The organism is Shewanella sp. 38A_GOM-205m (assembly GCF_000518445.1).
Classification (GTDB): Bacteria; Pseudomonadota; Gammaproteobacteria; order Enterobacterales; family Shewanellaceae; genus Shewanella; species Shewanella algae.
In genome coordinates, this window is sequence record NZ_JADP01000005.1 from 181,167 (window position 1) to 200,168 (window position 19,002).

The 19,002-nt window shown below is 52.0% G+C and carries 16 protein-coding genes; 8 read left to right on the forward strand and 8 right to left on the reverse strand.

Annotated features, from left to right (window positions below):
• Positions 1–249 precede the first annotated feature (249 nt).
• Positions 250–1,794 (reverse strand): methyl-accepting chemotaxis protein, encoded by a 1,545-nt coding sequence (locus N512_RS0106740; protein ID WP_028779816.1) that lies wholly within the window; start codon positions 1,792–1,794, stop codon positions 250–252.
• 516 nt (positions 1,795–2,310) lie between these two features.
• Between N512_RS0106740 and N512_RS22410 the strand changes: the two genes are divergently transcribed.
• On the forward strand, positions 2,311–3,018 hold the full coding sequence (locus tag N512_RS22410) for a DUF998 domain-containing protein (RefSeq protein ID WP_045283546.1): 708 nt from the start codon (positions 2,311–2,313) through the stop codon (positions 3,016–3,018).
• Between the two features lie 44 nt (positions 3,019–3,062).
• Here the strand turns inward: N512_RS22410 and N512_RS0106755 are convergent, their stop codons facing one another.
• Positions 3,063–3,923 carry a U32 family peptidase gene (locus N512_RS0106755; RefSeq protein ID WP_028779817.1) on the reverse strand — a complete coding sequence of 287 codons (861 nt, stop codon included), beginning with the start codon at positions 3,921–3,923 and terminating at the stop codon, positions 3,063–3,065.
• A 10-nt stretch (positions 3,924–3,933) separates the two neighbouring features.
• Entirely contained in the window at positions 3,934–4,935 is a 1,002-nt protein-coding gene (gene ubiU / locus N512_RS0106760) for a ubiquinone anaerobic biosynthesis protein UbiU (RefSeq protein WP_028779818.1), read from the reverse strand.
• Between the two features lie 140 nt (positions 4,936–5,075).
• Between ubiU and ubiT the strand changes: the two genes are divergently transcribed.
• Together ubiT and N512_RS0106775 are read left to right on the forward strand one after the other, a co-directional pair.
• Complete coding sequence (gene ubiT, locus N512_RS0106765; protein ID WP_028779819.1) at positions 5,076–5,594, forward strand: ubiquinone anaerobic biosynthesis accessory factor UbiT; 519 nt, start codon at positions 5,076–5,078, stop codon at positions 5,592–5,594.
• A gap of 892 nt (positions 5,595–6,486) precedes the next feature.
• Positions 6,487–6,681 (forward strand): hypothetical protein, encoded by a 195-nt coding sequence (locus N512_RS0106775; RefSeq protein WP_028779820.1) that lies wholly within the window; start codon positions 6,487–6,489, stop codon positions 6,679–6,681.
• A 322-nt stretch (positions 6,682–7,003) separates the two neighbouring features.
• Here the strand turns inward: N512_RS0106775 and N512_RS0106785 are convergent, their stop codons facing one another.
• The gene (locus tag N512_RS0106785; protein ID WP_028779821.1) at positions 7,004–7,495 is read right to left on the reverse strand and encodes a glutathione peroxidase; all 492 of its coding nucleotides are present in this window, start codon (positions 7,493–7,495) and stop codon (positions 7,004–7,006) included.
• A 120-nt stretch (positions 7,496–7,615) separates the two neighbouring features.
• Between N512_RS0106785 and N512_RS0106790 the strand changes: the two genes are divergently transcribed.
• Positions 7,616–8,986: a magnesium transporter gene (locus tag N512_RS0106790; protein WP_028779822.1), complete on the forward strand. Its 1,371-nt coding sequence runs from the start codon at positions 7,616–7,618 to the stop codon at positions 8,984–8,986.
• Positions 8,987–9,110: 124 nt separating this feature from the next.
• On the opposite strand, the gene N512_RS0106795 is transcribed toward N512_RS0106790, so the two are convergent.
• Positions 9,111–10,094, reverse strand: coding sequence for a DUF4382 domain-containing protein (locus N512_RS0106795; RefSeq protein WP_037474397.1), 984 nt, complete (start codon positions 10,092–10,094; stop codon positions 9,111–9,113).
• A gap of 513 nt (positions 10,095–10,607) precedes the next feature.
• On the opposite strand from N512_RS0106795, the gene N512_RS0106800 reads away from it, so the two are divergent.
• Entirely contained in the window at positions 10,608–11,123 is a 516-nt protein-coding gene (locus N512_RS0106800) for a GNAT family N-acetyltransferase (RefSeq protein WP_028779824.1), read from the forward strand.
• Between the two features lie 228 nt (positions 11,124–11,351).
• Entirely contained in the window at positions 11,352–13,019 is a 1,668-nt protein-coding gene (locus N512_RS22415) for a GGDEF domain-containing protein (RefSeq protein ID WP_037474430.1), read from the forward strand.
• A 93-nt stretch (positions 13,020–13,112) separates the two neighbouring features.
• Here the strand turns inward: N512_RS22415 and N512_RS0106810 are convergent, their stop codons facing one another.
• Complete coding sequence (locus N512_RS0106810) at positions 13,113–16,232, reverse strand: NAD(P)-binding protein (RefSeq protein WP_028779825.1); 3,120 nt, start codon at positions 16,230–16,232, stop codon at positions 13,113–13,115.
• Between the two features lie 230 nt (positions 16,233–16,462).
• Here N512_RS0106810 and N512_RS24010 point away from each other — a divergent pair, with 230 nt between their 5' ends.
• A complete protein-coding gene (locus N512_RS24010) occupies positions 16,463–17,185 on the forward strand; it encodes an AraC family transcriptional regulator (RefSeq protein ID WP_028779826.1) in 723 nt (240 codons plus the stop codon).
• Here the strand turns inward: N512_RS24010 and N512_RS0106820 are convergent.
• On the reverse strand, positions 17,179–17,586 hold the full coding sequence (locus N512_RS0106820) for a nuclear transport factor 2 family protein (RefSeq protein ID WP_028779827.1): 408 nt from the start codon (positions 17,584–17,586) through the stop codon (positions 17,179–17,181). The genes N512_RS24010 and N512_RS0106820 overlap by 7 nt on opposite strands.
• A 317-nt stretch (positions 17,587–17,903) precedes the next feature.
• Here N512_RS0106820 and N512_RS22420 point away from each other — a divergent pair, with 317 nt between their 5' ends.
• Positions 17,904–18,350: a GNAT family N-acetyltransferase gene (locus N512_RS22420; RefSeq protein WP_037474398.1), complete on the forward strand. Its 447-nt coding sequence runs from the start codon at positions 17,904–17,906 to the stop codon at positions 18,348–18,350.
• A 139-nt stretch (positions 18,351–18,489) separates the two neighbouring features.
• On the opposite strand, the gene N512_RS0106835 is transcribed toward N512_RS22420, so the two are convergent.
• The gene (locus N512_RS0106835) at positions 18,490–18,981 is read right to left on the reverse strand and encodes a GNAT family N-acetyltransferase (RefSeq protein ID WP_231473531.1); all 492 of its coding nucleotides are present in this window, start codon (positions 18,979–18,981) and stop codon (positions 18,490–18,492) included.
• Positions 18,982–19,002 lie beyond the last annotated feature (21 nt).

The following is a 19,002-nucleotide window of genomic DNA, read 5'->3' on the forward strand; positions in this document are numbered from 1 at the left end:
GCTACTCGCCAGGGGCAATATTGGCTCTGAATGCATTTTCATTCAACCGGCCCCCGAATTTAAGGGGGCAAGATTACCCCCTTAGCGCGGCTATGTAAATTCATTCGCTGTCAGTTCTGTCTCTTTGATCACAACAGCATAGTTATTTCCTGTCCTTGCTTAATTATTATTTAAGCAGCTCCTTATGAAAAATCCTTCAAAAAGAAATGGTTAAATATTTGTTATTCAGACTGAACCTGGGCTTTGGTATCAGCCGAAAGTCTGTCTCAGGTTCAGCGACCTGTCGGCACTGGCCTTTAACTGCAATACGGCTTGCTCAACCTGACACAGGGCACTGACATTGTCATTGGTGGCGCCGTGAATCGTCTGTATGCCGCCTGCTATCTCTTGCACTACTTGCCCTTGCTGGGTTGCCGCCACGGCGTTTTGTCTGGCGAGATCGTGTATTTCAGCCATCCCCTGGTTAACTGTGTTGATGGACTCCACAGCCGACAATGCTTCGGTGGCGCACTCCTGTGCCTGTTGTCTACTGGCTTCCATCTCATTGGCCCACTGGGTCAGCATGCTGAACATGGCCTCTATGCTGGCAGATATACTCTTGGTGGACTGCTGGGTGCGGCCGGATAAGGCTCTGACCTCATCGGCGACCACGGCAAAGCCGCGTCCCTGTTCGCCGGCTCTGGCTGCTTCTATGGCTGCATTGAGAGCCAGCAGGTTGGTTTGGTCGGCAATGGCGTCGATTTCCGACATGGCGTTGGCAACTTGCTGTGCTTCATCGTTCAGGCGTTTGGCATTGGAAGCCGCCCTGGCAACATCATCGGCCAGGTGGAGAATATGTTCACTGTTCTGATGCATCACATCCCGGCTTTGACGACAGAGGCCATAAGCCTCATCTATACGGCCTGAGGTTGCCTGGGTGTTGTCGGCCACCTCACTGATAGTGGCATGCAGCTCTTCGATGGCACTGGCTATCTGCTGCATCTGTTGTTGTTCCAGATCCATGCCGACTCTGGCCTGCTCTGTGGCCACCACCAACTGAGCGGCAATATCATTGGTTTTAAGCGCTTGATCCTGAGTCCGGCCCAAAACGCCCTGAAGCATGGCGGCCTTACGCTGCAACTGAAATTCGAGCACGGATGACGTATCGTGTCCGGCATAGATGAAGCGACTGACAGAATCGTACTCTTGCTTGAGTGCCATCAATCGTGCCGGAATACGAAAGGCTTCGTCATAGAAGATAGCCAGATTGAGCGCCATCAACATGGCTCCGGCCAACACTACGCCCCAGCCCCAGATATAGCCGCTAAGCAGTAAGCCAGAGCCGGCCATCAGTGCCGAAAGCAAGCGTTTTTGCGTCAGCGTCAGCGGATCTTTGACCCTTTTGCCCTGATTCAGGCGACTGTATACCTTGATGGCCCGTTTAATGGTGCCTTGACTGGGTTTAACCCTGACAGATTGATAACCAATGATTTTTCCATGCTCAAAGATGGGAGACACGAAAGCATCGACCCAGTAAAAACCACCGTCCTTACAACGGTTTTTGACCAATCCCCGCCAGGAACTGCCAGCCTTGAGGCATTGCCACATTTCGGCAAAGGCCGCCTTGGGCATGTCGGGATGGCGAACCATGTTGTGGCTGTGGCCCAACAGCTCTGCTTCAGAAAAACCCGATATCTCAGCAAAGGCCGGGTTGACGTAAGTGATAACGCCGCGAAGATCTGTGGTGGAAATGAGTTCGTCGGTGGATTGCAGACAAACTTCCCTGTCTGTGGTGGTGGAATTCCTTCTGGACATCTTTAATTCCGGCTCAGAGTTAGTGGCCCGATATTGATTCAGGCCTTATTATCGTTTTAAGTGTGATAAGCATAACATTTTTGTGGTTATTTGAGTGAGCGCTTTTTGCAACTTTTTTAGAGGTAAAGCGTTTGCAGGTTATTGATATGTATACTAATTGAAAACTTCGACGGCCAGTGTTTTAGTCGGGATAAAACTCTGCAAACAAGCAATCCAACGGCTGGACACAGTGAAATCTGCTAGCGCTGTATTTTTGCTCTTGGGCGGAACTGCAGTTTCCAGACCCGGCATGATCTTGCTAACCAAGGTTACTGTCATCTCCTGCGGGAGGGTATGCCAGAACAGCAAAGAATGGCCGAGGCATCAAAGTGCAATAATTCGACCGGAAGCGAATTTTGTTGTTTAAACTCGGGTAAATAAGCGATCGGTAACGCAAAAAGACCTTGCCCGGGCTTTAAAAAAAATCTGGAGCATGTAAGTTAGACAGCAGAAAATGAATCCGGGGCATACACTGGCATGTTAAGAAGACAGAGACTGGCAAGAATGGCGTTGAGCTTTGGTTTGCTGGGACTCTTTGGACTGCTGCTTGGCCTGGGTTTGGTTATCTGGGGCTATCAGAGCGGCGATGGGCGGGAGTTCAGCCTGCTCAATCACAGCCTGAGTGAACTCGGCAGTTACGGCCATTCTAAGTTGGCGGTACTGCTCAATGGTGGTTTGTTCTTCGGCAGTTTGAGCCTGGTGCTCTGTTGGTTATTCACCCTGCAGTTGTCTCGCTTATTGAGCGGCCATCTCCTGTATCTCAGCCTGACCCTGACTTGTATGGCCCTGGCCGGTGTTGGCCTGTTTCCCGTCAATGTCTATCACCTTCATATCCTGATGCTGAAGTGGTTTTTTATCTTTGGCTGTATCAGTGTCGGCTGTTACCTGGTTTATCTGCTGCAGCGCCCCTTTGGTGCCGCCACTCTGTGGACTCTGATCCCGGCGCTTATCAGCGGCGTCAGTCTGGGCGCGTTTCTGTTTCTACCGCATCTTGAACTTGGTATTACCGAGGGGGATAACCCCTTTTACCATGAGTTGGTGCTGCAATTACCTCGGCCTGACTTTTGGTGGCCGGCAGTCCTCGAATGGCTGGGGCTTGGCAGCTTTATGCTCTGGGTCCTGTGTTTGTTGCTGTGCACAAAAAAGGCCCCCGATGAACAGGAGCCTGTTGAAAGTCCTTATTAAAGGCCGGAAAAGCCCACAGCACGGGCTTGCTTAAGACCTTGACGCTAACGTCTATAGACCATGCCAGGTGCGCCGTGCCAGTATCCATTACAGGCTTCTTTGCCTGTTTCAGCATCGACTTCACTCCCTGCATTTTGCAGTAAAGACTCCGCCAAAGCGATGGAGTCATGGCCATCCGGTGACACCCTGAACCAGTCAACACCCATACGTTTCATTTCTGGTATTTCCCGTCTGAGATCGCAGCGGGCTGCCGACTGAGTCTGTATGCCGTTGAGTCGCAATAGTGGTTGTTGCTCCTGGGTCTGGGCGACAAGGCCTTTTGGATGCTTGATGCATACCGTCTGACAGTCATCCTTTGCCAACCCTTGATGACGGGCGGTGAAGCAACGGGCCGAGTGCGCCAATGGCAAATAACCATGACCCAGTACTTCAATTTCAAAGTTTGGCGTCGGGGCGGTGACTTTTTGCAGCCACATTTTTGACAGCTCAATGGGCATCACAAAGCGCTGCATGCCCCATTGATGCAGCTTTTCCAGGCTGGCTCTGTTGTAGTTATTGATACTGGCACCACAGACAAAAGGCAGTCCCTGCTCCCGCGCCATACCAACGGCTGCCATATCATTGGCCTCAACTATGAACTCGCCATTATCGAGTTGCTTTTTAAGCTCTTTAAGCTCGGATTGTGCCTCTATCAAGGCCAGAGTCGACAATACAACCTGTTTGCCGGCGGCTTTGAGCTCAAGGGCCAGGGCCAGATAATCGGCAAACTTCATCTGCCTGCGGCGGCTGCAAACGGCTTCACCCAGATAAACCAGTGGAATAGTGCTGTCTGCAACTTCACGGTAGAAGGCCTGCACTTGTGCTTTGGGCCAGCAATAGAGCAGCGGGCCAAGAGAAATATTCATAGAAAACTTCCTATTGCCAGCTGCGCTCGTAGGCACCCAGCGTGGTGGTTTGTCCCTCGGATACTTTGGCCAGCGCGGCATGCCATTCGGGTTTGGATTGGAACCGCTCCGGCGCATTCTGATAGGTGTCCAGAGCCTGGCGCCAAACCCGGGTAACCTGTTCCACATAGGCGGGGCTGCGTTGGCGACCTTCAATTTTAAGTGACACTATGCCGGCCTGGGCCAGTTCCGGCAGCAAGTCCAGGGTATTGAGGCTGGTGGGGGACTCCAGCAAAAAGCCCGGCTGGCTGTCTTCTTCGGTCAGATAACGTCCCTTGCACACAACCGGGTAGCCCATCTGCTCGTTCAACCCCGAGCTGTCAATCAAGACTTCGTTGAGGCGGGTCTGGCGACTGCCCTGATTTTCCTGCCAGCGCACATGTTTTGCCGGTGAGCAGGAGCCACCTGAATTGGGCGATTCCCCGGTCACATAGGAAGACAACTGACAACGCCCTTCGGCCATGATACATAGACTGCCGAAGGCAAACACTTCCAGATCAACCGGACTGGCCTTGGCAAGATCTTTGACCTGCTTGATGGATAGCACTCTGGGGAGTACGGCGCGCTCAATGTTGAATTCACGCTTATAAAGTGCCAAGGCGCCGAGATTGGTGGCACTGGCCTGTACCGAAAGATGCAGCGGCAGGTGAGGGTAGTGGCTATGGGCATAATCCAGTAGCGACAGATCGGCCATGATCAGTCCATCTATATCCGTGTTGGCGGCCAGATCGACGGCCTGGTACCAACGTTTCTCTTCACCCGGTTGCGGAAAGGTATTAATAGTCAGATACAGCTTGCGCCCTTGAGACTTTACCTCTTTGGCTGCCTGTTGCAGTTTGGTCGGTGTGAAGTTCAGTCCGGCAAATGAGCGGGCATTGGTGTCGTCTTTCAGCCCCAGATAGAGGGCATCGGCGCCGGCGTTGAGAGCAGCCTTGAGTGATGCCAAGTTCCCGGCCGGACACAGGAGTTCCATGTTAACTTTCTCCCTAATTACAAACAAAGCCGCAGTTTATCGACCTTTGGATCTCACAGAATTGATATAAAACAGGTTTATGATCATAAAACTTGGTTAGACTGCCGGAGTTTTGGCATTTTAATCAGGAGTAACTCAAGATGCGCACGGCTTTAGCCGCCAAGGCGGCGCGCGATATTCTCACTCTGGCTCCCAAGTTGGTTGGAAAACCGCTGACCTTGGTTCCCTTCGCCATCAAGGCGAACGTACTGCAGCAGCTATTGGCGGTATTGCTCAGCGAACAGGTTCAGGATGGTGAGTTGGACTTTCTTGAAGGGCAATGGGTTGGCGTTCGGGTTGAGGATATGGAGTTGGCATTTGAAGTCAGTTTCGAACAAGGTTTCAAGGTGCGGCCTTTTACGGCTCCGGAAGTCACCTTCAGCGCCAATAGCGCCGAACTCTTGCTGGTCGCCGCCGCCAAAGAGGATCCTGACACCCTGTTTTTCCAGCGCCGGCTCAGTATTGAGGGCGATACCGAATTGGGCCTCGAGGTCAAAAACTTGCTGCTTGGCATAGATGTTCAAAGTATGCCAAAGGGGTTGAAGCTGATGTTGGATAAGCTGGCCAATATGCTGACCACGCTCCTGCAAAGTTCACAAACCGCACCTCAATGGGCCTGACAAACAGTAAAATCCTGGCATAAAAAAAGCGACCCATTTGGGTCGCTGTCAGAGTTCAATCTAAACTCTGGATGGTGCGCTAGAAACCATCTTGAAGGGAGGATAATGATGAAACACTCGGTTCACTAATTCTGACTGCCGATTTTTCCGCGAGTTCCCGCACCAAGCAAAATAATTCAGTTTTATTTGCTTCACTCCTATCTGTAGAACCCCAAAAAGTCTGTCACATTATGCTCTTACAGTGAGTTTGACTCAGTCTTTTCATTTTCTTGAATGGCAATATTGGCATTAACTATTTATCTATCCGAATGAGTCGAGCTGTAGGATAAAAAAATGGCAACCCAAGGGGCTGCCATACAAGGTCGTACAAAACTGATTCGTACAAAACTAAGTCGTGCAAAGAATGAAAACCCGCTGCGCTAGCGTCGGGGCCCCATCCAAGGGAGGTGATGATGAAACACTTGAAAAAGGTTCAGTTATTCAGAGTCGGTTTTGACGAAAAAGTTTCCCTGGAAGAGAAATTTTTTTGCTGACCTTGGTTTGCAATGACAAACCGGGGATAAAAAAATGGCAACCCAAGGGGCTGCCATACAAGGTCGTACAAAACTGATTCGTACAAAACTAAGTCAAACAACAACCCCCATCCAAGGGAGGTGATGATGAAACACTTGAAAAAGGTTCAGTTATTCAGAGTCGGTTTTGACGAAAAAGTTTCCCTGGTGGATAAATTTTTTTGCTGACCTTGGTTTGCAATGAAAAACCGGGGATAAAAAATGGCAACCCAAGGGGCTGCCATACAAATTCGTACAAAACTAGGTCGTACAAAACTAAGTCATGCAAAGAATGAAAACCCGCTGCGCTAGCGTCGGGCTCCCATCCAAGGGAGGTGATGATGAAACACTTGAAAAAGGTTCTGTTATTCAGAGTCGGCTTTGACGAAAAAGTTTCCCTGGTGGATAAATTTTTTATCTGCGACATGCCAAGCATGATTAAAGGCAAGTCCCCAAACAGCATGAAAATAGAGAATAAAAATGGCAGTCCAAAGGACTGCCTAAAAAATGCAGGGGACAAAGATCTTGTGCGCTAGCTCCAGTATCTCAGTCCAAAGGGAGATGATGATGAAACCGTTAAAATCGCTTCACTTATTCAGAGCCATTCGGAGAGAAAAAGTTCAGCCATAAAGAGATTTTTCTTGGGGAGCCGGCAGGCATAAAAAAAGGCAGCCATTAAGGACTGCCTTATGATCTATCGAAGATCAATGGGGCTGCGCTAGAAGCCCCTTAGGGAGAATGATGAACATGAAAAAGTAAATTCACTGCTCACTATGTTGGAGTCTTTAGTGATGTTTTGGTTCCCCCTGAATGGCGAAAAATGATCATGTTTTTTTAATTGGTTTATTTTTCAATTGATTATTTATCCTGTAACAGCTGGAGAATCTGTTCACGCAGAGCCTCGGGTTTGGTTGTGGGAGCATAGCGCTTGATGACTTTGCCATGGCGATCGACCAGAAACTTGGTGAAATTCCATTTAATCCCTTCCGAACCCAACACGCCAGGGGCCTGTTGCTTGAGCAGTTTAAACAAGGGATGAGCATTGGGGCCATTGACTTCCAGCTTGGCAAACAGTGGGAAGCTGACACCAAAATTCAATTCGCAGAAGGACTGGATCTCCTGCTCATTGCCCTTTTCCTGAGCACCAAACTGGTTACAGGGAAAGCCGAGTACAACCAGGCCTTGGTCTTTGAATTCCTGATACAGGCTTTCCAATCCGGCATACTGAGGAGTAAAGCCACAGGCACTGGCGGTATTGACCAGTAACATGACCCGGCCTTGAAATTCGCTGAGATCCGTTTGTTGTCCTTGGATATTCTCCAGTGGGATAGCGTATATTGAGTTAGACATAGTGGCTCCTTGGTTGAGACTTTACTATATATCACAAGTTTTATTGTCAGCAATTTATTTGCGTGCAATTTAAATGTTGACCCAAGCGCATACCAACAAGAAGAAAGAGAGGAGAGTTGAGTGACACAAACAGCAGCCGAGCCGGAGCTTCAACCTCAAGCAGAAGTGGGGCAGGTGGTACAGCAGTTAACGCTATTGGAGGGCGAAGCTCAGGCCGAGGTCTTTGGTGAGATCCTTGAAGAGGCCGAACCTGGCACTATAGCCTTATTGCTGGAGTCCTTGCCGCTGGATGAACGCTATGAGCGCTGGAATCAGATAGCCTTTGCCGAGCGCTCGGCTGTGCTCAGCTTGATGCGCGCCGAACCCAGGATGAGCCTTCTTAGGCAGATGTCTGTGGAAGAGGTGGATCTGTTGCTGGCGCAGCTGTCAGCTGAAGAGATGATCGAGTGGAGCGATTATCTGCCCGACAGCTTTATCGACCGCGCTTTGGCGCAAATGGGTGAGCGGCAACGCAAGCGCTACGAGCTTTATGATCAATACTCGGAAAATGAAATAGGCCGTTACACAGAACATCAGGCCTTGGTGCTCAGTAACAAAAGCCGGGTGGAACAGGCGCAACGTTTTTTCCGCCGCATTGACTTGGATTGCTGCGAAAATCTCTATCTGGTGGATGAGGATAATCATTACCAGGGGACAGTCAGTCGCTATGAAATTTTTCGCCAGGATCCACAAACCCAGCTTATTTCGCTTATTGAACCGGACAGCCGGGTATTGTCGGCCGATTCATCCTTGATAGAGGCGGCCGAAGCGATAGAGCATAGCTCAGACATTGAACTGCCGGTGGTTGATGAAGAAGGCACCTTAATCGGCCGCTTGACGCTGCGAACGGCAACCGCCTTGGTGCGAGAACACTATGAAGCGCGTTTGATGGCTTCGGCCGGTATGGATGAATCCGATGACCTGTTTGCGCCTATCGTCAAGGGCGCGCGTCGCCGTGCCATTTGGCTCGGGATCAATCTGCTGACGGCATTTTTGGCCTCTGCCACCATAGGTTTGTTCGAGGATGTATTGGCAAAAGTAGTGGCGCTGGCGGTATTGATGCCGATAGTGGCTTCTATGGGTGGTATTGCCGGCTCGCAATCATTGACCCTGATGATCCGCGGCATGGCGATGGGACAGATTTCCATAGGCAACCTGTTTTCCTTGATGAAGAACGAACTCGGGATAGGGGCACTCAACGGCATTCTCTGGGCCATACTCATAGGTTTGGTGGCAGGGCTCTGGTTTGACGATAACCTGATTGGTATGACGATAGCCGTGGCAATTTTGGTCAATATGCTGGTTGCGGCCTTGGCCGGGGTGGCAGTACCCATGATATTACAGAAATTCAATCAGGATGCTGCACTTTCAGGCTCAGTGATCCTGACCACGGTCACGGATGTTGTCGGCTTCTTTACCTTCCTTGGATTGGCAACCTTGCTGTATCTATAGTCGTTAGCTATTTATGTGACAGCGTTTTATGGCACAGCATTGACCACTTCTGCAAAGTGGGCTCAATAGAAGACAGTCAAAAGAAAAGGGAGCACAGGCTCCCTTTCACATAAGGCTTTGAAAGCTACTGGGCGACAATTGCGTTGAAATCTTGCACAGTGTCGGTTTGGTTGCTCAGGGTGACCTGATGCAACTGAGGGGCAGGGTTGGGAATGATAAGACCATCATATTGCTCTGGATCGTCATTTTCCGCGCTGCAACTGAAGGCTACTGTATAATCCCCGGCGGGAATAAAGCCAAAGGCGTATTTGCCGAAGTTACCCACTTCATACTCTACTTCGACCGAGTTGTAAGGCACTACGGCACCTTCTGGTACGGCATTCTGATTGACATCCGGATCCAGGTTGTCGGTCAGCAGTGTTGGGTCCAGATCGTGGCCGGGATAGAGGTAGACAAAGTTACCGCTATCGGCAGCACATTCACCGGCGTTGAACAGGTTGATATCCACTTGGCCGGACAATGAAGCGACAGTCGCGTTGTCGACTATAGTCACGCCATGAGGCTTGAGGTTGTAACGCTGGCCATTTTGGTTCTCCACCAGACTACGGCGCAGGTCAAACTCTATGGTAAAACGCTGAACGCCGGCGCTGCCAACCTCAAAGCTGCCCAAACGCAGTTTATTACTGGGTTGTTTGAGTGGCACTTGACCGGTTTCGTCGATCACATAGCTGAGATCTGAACCGACCGATTCATCCAATACATGCAGGATGAGTTCTGAATAAGTGCCTACTTCCAACTCGGCATCGCTGAGGATGAGGGCGCTGTCGCTGCCTTGATATTCCAGCAGATCCAGTTGGCGGTAGTCCTCGCCGTTAGGTCCGGAGACCTCGAGGATGATGTTATCCTGTCCTGCTCTTACCAGCTCAATTTTGTCAAATGCCACTACCACTTTTTCGGCGCTGTCGACCGGGGCATCAGACACGGCAAAGCTGACTTTGGCGGTATCAGGCGTAGGTGTCGGCGGGGTGTCATTGTCACTACCACCACAGGCCGCCAGTAATAGGCCTGAGCCGCAAAGCAGTGCAATAGTCGAGATACGATTTTTCATCTTGGTTCCTCTTGTTATTCCCGGAGCGTGACAGCTACCCGATTACCGGGGGTTACTCAGAGAATTATGTTTGTTGTCTGCCACAAACTCCCTCAATGGGGCTAACATAAGGAAGGTGCGAACAGGTCCTATGTGTGCTCTGCGCCGGCTTACTGGCCAGGATGCAAGGCGTGGTTCGCAGTAAATGGCTCAGTCCTTTGCAAGAAGCACAACACAGCAGACTGGCCTATAAGCCACGCCCTTCGGGGCTTACACAGCAACCGGCTCTCTGCGTTATCCGACTTCGACAGGCCCCGGCATGCCTTCAGTCAGATGCCTTGAACGCCAATTGCTGTGTAAGCCACTCTCTACACAAAAGAGAAGGCCACGAGGACTTATTCGCACCTTCCCGAACTAATTGCGGCTTTTACCTGTAGCCATACGTTAATCTGGTTAAGCCGAGGTTAAGTTTTATGGGGGTGTCCCCTTCAATAGCTCACATATCCGCCAAGTATAGTCACCAAAGGAGTATCTATGCCTAATCCTGCCCAGGAAATCACGGTTTCCCTGGCCCAAAGTCCAGATCTGATTGCTGCCGCTTGTGCTTTGGTGGACAGCCGCGATGATAATGCTCACCCCTTGGATCATCAGGCCTTTATGGCCTCCCGTGCCGTGATAGTGGCGCAAAACGGGGCCGGGGAGCTGGTGGGTTGCGCTGTGATTAAGGCCGGACGAGGAGATATCGCCGAGCTTGGGTATTTAATGGTGCATCCTGAGTACAGACGGCGGGGGATTGCGGCAGCCTTGACGCGAAAGCGGATCCAAATCGCCCGGGAAATGGGGATTCGGCTATTGTTTGCTACAGTTAGAGAAGAGAATCGTGCCAGTCGTGACAACTTGCTCAAGTCCGGGATGCAGTTTTGGGGTAATTATCTGAGTATCAGGGGCACAGGTAATACCGTGGGGTGGTACTTTTTAGTGTTGGCCGCTCAAGTGGATGTCGCTACAGAAATGCTCAAGTTGGTGGGGGATAGGGTCAGAATCGACTGAATTTACACTTTTTTGTCATCAGCTCGTGGCAAACTTGCGTTTCCTGACAGAATTTTGTCACGAATGCCGTGAGCCAGATTGCAAAATGCCATTAGCCGAAATAGAGTTAAATCACCAACAATAAAAATAGATTCAGTGCCTTGGGCGTTTTTGTGCTCAGGGATAAGGATACGGCCATGGTCTTGGACGGAAATCGATTTGCCGACAGACAAACGTTCGCCCTTCAATATGGATAAACACCCAGGTTACCTTTTCAGGCTACTGCTTGCGTTTGTTCTGTTCCAATTCAGTGTTGGTGCCTGGGCCGCTCAGGTGCTCGACAACAGCTACATTCTTAAGGCTGAGCCACAACAGCTGGCTCCGACCTCATTCGAGGGGGTACCTGCCTGGATCCGAGCGCAACAGGAAACCAGCCTGAGTTTGAGTGGTGGCAGTTACTGGATGGTGAACCCTTTGCGGGTGGCCAGTCGTGAACAGACTTGGGTCATAGACGTACGCAATTCCATCATAGAATCCATCGACCTTCTGCTGCTTGGGCAGGATGGCAGCATGCAACAAGCCCACTCTGGCTATGATGCCGACTATCAGTATCTGTTTGATTACGGCAGGCGGTTCACCATCAAGCCAGGGATAGACTATTGGTTGGTGGTCAAGGTCGAGAGCCGTTACTACTCATCGGCACCCGAGATCCGTCTGGCACCGGAAAGGGAACACAGGCTCAGTGCCGACAGGCATGCCACCGCCGTGGTGCTATGCCTCGGGGGCTTGATTTTTATCGCCTGCTATAACCTGTTCATCTTCTTTACCACCCGTGACAAGGCGTTTTTTTGGTACGGTCTTTATGTGCTGGCCTACTTCTGCGGCTGGGCCTTGACCTTCCACTTGCCTGTGCACCTGTTTCAGTTTCGGCAACTCGAGTTGCACCACCTGTTCTTTATCAGCCTGCCAATATTGAACATATTGTTCTATAACAATTTTTTGCAGCTTTCTCTCTATTCGCCCAAGCTTTGGCGTCTCAGCCGCATCTTACTGTGGGCCTGTGTGCTGGCTCTGCCTACCAGTATCTGGCTTTTGTCCTACACGGCGATTATTGCTTCCGTGCTTATCATGCTCTGGATTGGACTGGCGATAGTTTGCGGTAATGTCTGTCTGATGAAAGGCTTCTCGCCGGCACGCTATTTCATCATGGCTTTCAGCTGTTTGCTATTGCCGGCAATCATCATATTGCCCGGTAACATGGGTATCACCCCGGACTTCTTTGAGTATGCCGAGCTGGCGACTCTGCTGGGCGGCACTGCCGATGCTCTGCTGCTGTCCTTGGCGTTGGCAAGCAAGCTCAAACTCTTGTCGGAAGAGCGCCAGGAGTATATCCGCAAGTTGGGCATCGCTTGGGAGCGAGCCCGCAGTGATAGCCTCACAGGTCTTGCCAACCGCTTGGCCTATGATGAGAGTCTGGCGGATACTTGCCTGAGTAGTGGCATGCCCAAGCCGGGATATATGTTGGTATTGCTGGATATTGAGGGGCTGAAACGGGTCAATGACACCCTGGGGCATGGGGAAGGGGACAGATTGCTGCTGGCGATAGCCGAAGAGCTAAAGAGCTGGTCTGTGGCCAAGTTAAAGCCTTTTCGTATCGGTGGCGATGACTTTGCTTTGCTGTTGCCGGAAGCCGAGGCGCAGCAACTGCAGAACTTACTGCCGAGGCTGGAGCAGCGTATTGCCAGTGAAGGTTTTGCCGAGCTCTGTGTCAATCATGGCTCTGCCACCAGTACAGATAAAGAAAAGATCCAGGATTGGGTCCGCGCTGCCGACAAAGACTTGTATCAGTGCAAGAGTCTGCGTCGCCGTGAGCTGCACGCCAGACAACTGGCTGCAGCCGAAGGCCTGCCCCGCTAAGCTCACGGGGCTAAGTCCAGAGCTAAGTCAGCAGCTCAGTCTAGAGCAAGTCCAAAGCTGAGTCGAACAGGCTAAATCTCGCCTGGATGCCTATCAGAAGTCTTCCTCACCCTTGATATGGCGCGGATAGCCACTGATGGCCTTGGAGGTGTGCATACCCGCCATGGTTGCAGCTTCGACGCAGCCCACATTCAGCCCTGTTTTTATCCAATCGCCGGTGACATAGAGGTTATCCAGCCCAGTACCGTCTGTGGTGATGCGAAAACGCGAGCTGTCTTTCACCGACAACACATACCGCTCGGACGGGTCGACATTGGCACGCCAGTATTGGCTGTCAAAGCGCTGTTGTCCTTGACGTTCCTCCGGGTCGTGCAGCCAGTCCCAGACAAAGCCATTTTTGGCTTCCGGCCAGAGATTGCCTATTTGATGCTCGAGTTGCCCCAGAGCCCCGGACTTGGCCACGGCATTCATTTGCTGGTTAAAGTCACTCTGCTCTCTGGGTGGATATTCGGCAACCGGCAGCGCCGAGCAGAAGTAACTGGCATTTTTGACGCTGCCTATCGGCCAGTTTTCTTTGTCAATCAATTGATCCATACTGGCCCAGGTGTCATAGGGCTCGCTGAAGGCCGACAGCACAGGCTCTTCGCCGGAAGCCGGAAAAAGCTGCCAGCCAAGGCCGTTGAGATCTGTGTTGAGCCACAGCTGATAGGCCTGGGTCGCCACGGTTTGCACCTTGGCCACAGCTTGGGATAGCGCCGAACTTTGGGTCATCACTTCTTTAGCCACATGAGGAACGGCTCCTATGGATAGACCGAAGATCACCTTGTCAAAATCAATCCCCTTACGCAGTTGCTTCACCGGCAGAGCGTGGCCGGTTTCTTGCTGGTACAGCTGCGGCCAATCACTCCAGAAGTGTTCCAGGTTGACCCGGTTTTCGGCAATTAATCTGGCTTGAGTTTCATCCAGTTGTGATAGCAGAGGCTCGCTTGGCCAGCAGCCGAGTCCTTTGACATCCACCAGCGGCTGATACTCGCTGAGTCCGGGTTTGAGGCTGGCCTGCTCCATTATCTCTATGCTGCTGACGGATTGCCCCTGACAATGCAGCTGTTGTACCTGATGGAAGAAGTGAAAATTTACTCCTCGGCGTTTCAACACTTCATAGTAGGGGGTGAATACTGTGTCGCCCATGCCGGCCTGCATTTTCCACATCACGCCCCCTTGGTAGCAGAGGGCAATTCTCAGCATGGAACGGATTATGGTGCCGGCTTCCACATTGGGGCGGGAGAAATCGCCCTGCTCGTAGGCAAACACCAGATCGTAGAAGCCCCTGACCGGTGCTGAATCGACAGTGTAGCGCTCGCTGGCGCCATGGCGACGCAGCCATTCGCGGTAGTCATAGCCGTTGATAACATCGAACCCGCCCTTGAATACCCCATCGACAAACATCCCCTTGAGTATGGTCAGACCGAGGTCGGCACCTATGTAGAGGCGCCTGAGCTCGTCATTGCCACTCAAGTGATCGCCAAAGCGGCGGTTGAGACGCCGATGCAGTATACTGACGGCACTCTCGATTAGGCCATCGTCCTCGACAGTGTCGTGGTGGTGATCGTCACACTCCTGGCCTATCAGCTGGTTGAAGCGGCACTCCAGCTTGTCCCCCAGGGTTTCCAGGCTATCTTTGGCGTCATCCAGCGCCTCTTCGATGCGATCGTTCAGGCGTTCAAACCAGTCGCGGGAGAACCAGTCTCTGGGGCTATCCTTGGCCACTGCCTCATCGACTTCATCCATCTGTTTTAACCATTGACGGATCCAGTAGAAGGCCGCCTTGACCAATTTCCACAGCGTCAGGGTTTCTGTACTGTCGCCGGGGATACCCGGCATAGGCGGGAACTCTATGGGCCAGCTCAGGCTGCGCCCCTCTATCTGCTCCTGCAGCACAATGAAGTTATGGGGCTTGAAGGCTTCGACAAAGCTGGCCAGCGGCGCGTCATCCGCTCGCCCCAGTTCTTCATAGGCTTTGCGCATCAGAGCGGCGGCATTTTGGTAGAAACCAAACCAAATATGCAGCCCATGCTCTTCGATACGATCCCCCATGGCGGCATTGCGCCCGGAGGCTCCCTTGCCACCAATGCGCCAGCCCTGTTGATAGATATCTATCTGGTACCGGTTTTGCCAGCCAGGTTGTTCGGTCAGGCACATGGCAGCGGTAATGGCGGCAACGCCTCCACCGAGAATGGCAATTTTCTCTTTTTTGACTATAGAGTTATCCACCAATACTTCGCCCGGCGGTACCTCAAAGTCAAAGTTCACATGGTAGGGCAGCAACACCTGCTGCTCGCCGAGTTGTACCCCCAGGGTGTCGGCCAGCGGGAAGCTGTCGTTGGCAAAGACGGTGGCCACCAGGGAGTTATCCAGCAGCGACAGATGATGCACCTTGTTGACTCTGGCCGGCGCCTGCAGCAGTGCCTGATATACCGCCTTGGTGCCGGAAGCGTCGGGGAACTGCTTCAGGAAAACTTGCTCCACCGCCGGTTTGAACAGCAGTTCGAATACCTGCTCGGCTCCAAGAGCATCCAGATCGGGAATAAAGTCGGTTTGGGCCTGAATAAAGTCCCAGGTTTGGCCTATGGCTTCCAGTGGAGAGAGGGCATTCTCCTGCTGCGGCCTGCACTTAACCTGGAGCAGTGGTGCCATTGCCAGTTCGGCATCCGGGGAAAATTTTTGAAAACTCTTGGCCGATAACGACAGTTCTGTCAGCGGCTCATCTACGCCAGGCATCCGGTATTCGCAGGCGTATTTGGGATAACCAAACAACTCGCGGCCATTGATCAATGCCATCGCATCATTGACCCAGATATGCAGCGGCTGAAACAGAATTTCGCTGATTTCGTCGGAATCCGGACCGGCCTGTTTGCCCACCATCACCCAGGTGATGATATCGGTTTCCTGGATCCAACCCTTGTTGCGATCCACCTCGACACTGGAATAAGCCTTGGCTATTTGAGTGAAAGTTGTCAGTATATAAGGGGACAACACCTTGAAATACATCTTGTTGTTGGCGACCCGGTTCAGGGTTTGATCGACACTCTGTTGCAAATTGGCAAGCTTGCCCTTGAGGAAAAAGCCGTACATATCGGCCTGGGTTAACACCAGAGGAGAGTGCATAAGCACTGAGCCGGGAGGGTAGATAAAGTCGGGGCGTTGTTCGTTCATGGCGACCATCCTTGTGTACTGACGTTTGCCAGATTTATCTGGCTGAATTAACTGAATAAACCTAGCGTATATTCAGGCATCTTACAATTGCAGTCCTGTTGCCTGTGGTTTGCTCTTTGTTGGGGAATCTTAAACCAAGCCCGCTTGAGCGAAAGGGGGCGTCGCCGCTATGCTTGCGTTCCGGGCATGAGCCGGAAGATTGTGTCAAGGCAAGGAGATAAGGGAAAGCGATGCGGCATTTATTGAGACACTACAGTGAAAGCGACGCCACAGGGTGCCATAGCCACGATATCGGTCAGCTTATCTATCTGCATCATGGCGCGGTTTTGCTGGAGAGCGGCCAAGCCGAGTCCTTGCTGCTTAGCGGTCAACTCCTGTACCTGCCGCCCGGGTGCGAGCATGCTCATAGATTGCTGAAATATACACGCTGCAGTTTATTCTATTTGCGGCCCGAGGTATTGCCGCAGCATTGGCAGTCTCAGGGATTGCATCAAGGACCTGCGCCCATGAGCGTCAGTCCACTGTGGTCGGCGCTGCTGCAAAGACTGGAAACTGTCACTGAAGACAAGGAGGCCGCCTATCTTGAAGTGCTGCAGGATAATCTGTGTCAGCTTCAGCCTCAAGGCCGGCTCGAGCCGCTTTACCAGAGTCTGGACCCCAGGCTATTGCCAGTTATCGAAACCATGCAGCGTTCGCCCAATCTTAAGCTGCGTCTAGAGGATTTTTCCAAGCACTGCGGCGCTTCCGAGCGGACGCTGAATCGCTTGTTCCGTGTGTGCCTGGGGGTGAGCTTTAAGGACTGGCGCCGTCGTAGCCTTATGCTCGAAGCCCAGCGCCGACTGTGGCAAGGGCAGCCAATGACACAGGTGGCTTTGGAGCTTGGCTATCTGAATCTCAGTGCGTTTTCGGCGGCTTATCACAGGTTCTTCCGGCGCCAGTCATATCTTCAGTAGCTCTGCGCCAGCCGCTTGGCGCTATCATCGCCGCTTAACACACAACTCATCTCGTCGGTGCGGATAATACGTTCGGCCTCGAATTGAAACAGGGCCAATACTCTGATGCTGAATCGGCTGCCATCGGCTTTCTCTCCCGCTACTCTATGACAGGAAAACACCTTTTGCTGCTGACAAATGAGCTGCTCAAAGCCGATTTCGCTAATTTTCACCTGGCTTCTTAGCCAGTGAATGTGAGCACAAAAGGCTTTATAATCCAGCTCGTTACCATCCACCCACTGATGATATTCCGGATGAAAGTCCTGCGTTAATGCCAGTTGCCAATCGGCACGGGTCAGTACTCGGCCCAATATCTGTTGCACTCTGCCGGCTAACAATTTCTCTTTGGGATCCAGCTTCATTTTCGGCTCCTTGTTGGTCTATCCCGGGGGATGTCCCGGTTAAGCTTTTCTGTTAAGCAACGGCATGGTGCCTCATCAGGCTGGGTGCTGCTTTGGTATTGGCGCCAACTTGTGTGGTTTTCACGCCATAATGTGCTGGCGATGTCCAAGGAATATGGTGCTTGGTGAAGATGACAATGCCGGTGCCAGTGCCAGTGCCTTAATCGTTTCAAGGCAACCGGACTCTCGGCAACTGGAGCTCGGCAACTGGACAGTCACCTTAAGTTGGCGCTAATTTGAGCACTATGAAGAGAGTCTTTTTAGCCGCAAACGCGAGCATGAGCATAAACATACGCACCGCCAGGTTAAGTGATATCCCCGCCATGATGTCACTGAGGTTGAATGTGAGCGAAAATCGCCTGCAGGATCCCGGGCGGATCACTCATGCCTGTTATCTCGGTTACCTGAGCGGCCGGCGGCGAAGCTGGGTTGCCGAGACTGACACCCAACTGCTTGGTTTTATCTGCGCCGACCGTGATGATGCCAGAATTTGGGCGCTTTTTATCGCTCAAGAGGCGGAAGGAAAGGGCATAGGTAAGGCCCTGTTACAGCAAGCTGTTGACTGGCTCCACGCCGGTGGCTGCAGCAAGCTGCAACTCAGTACAGAACCGGGCACCCGCGCCGAAGGCTTCTATCGCCATCTCGGCTGGCAATCCTTGGGGCTTACCGAAGATGGCGAGCTGCATCTGCAGCTTATCCCCCAGAGTCATCAGCCTTGCGGCTAACTACTGTGGACTTTTAAGCAGCCCAGCTATTCACAAAGCAGGTGATGGATTGCCGCTTCGACGGAAACCCGGGCCAAGTAGGATAGCGATTTAAGGGCTAGAGTTGGATAGCCGCTATGCAAATGCATCCATACATGACCTACAGCGCTGCCAGTTTTAAGCTCATAAAGCAGCTATTTGGGTCTTGTTGATAGTCGGCGAAGGGGGCACAGAAGCTAAAGCCTTCACTCGCGTACAAGGCTCGGGCCGGGGCGAAATAGGCCATAGTGCCAGTTTCCAGATAAAGCCTTTGGACACCCAGGCCTGCGGCATGATGCAGCAGGTGTCTGAGCATGGCTCTGGCGTACCCTCGGTGGCGGAAACTTGCAGCTGTGCGCATGGATTTAAGCTCGGCCTCGGCGTTACCAAGAAGTTTGATGGCACCACAGGCGGCGGGTATTTCTGTTACCCAAAGGGTGAAGAAGTGGATATTCGTTTGTTTCAGGCCGCTGATGTCGAGGGCATGCACGCTCTCGGGCGGCGATGTGGCCTGCATCTCTTGCAGGTGCTCTGCTAGCAGTTGCAAAACCGCAGGATGGCTTAAATCATCGGCTCTGATCTGTATTGAATCTTCTTTGGGCATGATATTCATGGTGTTACTCGTTGCTAAGGT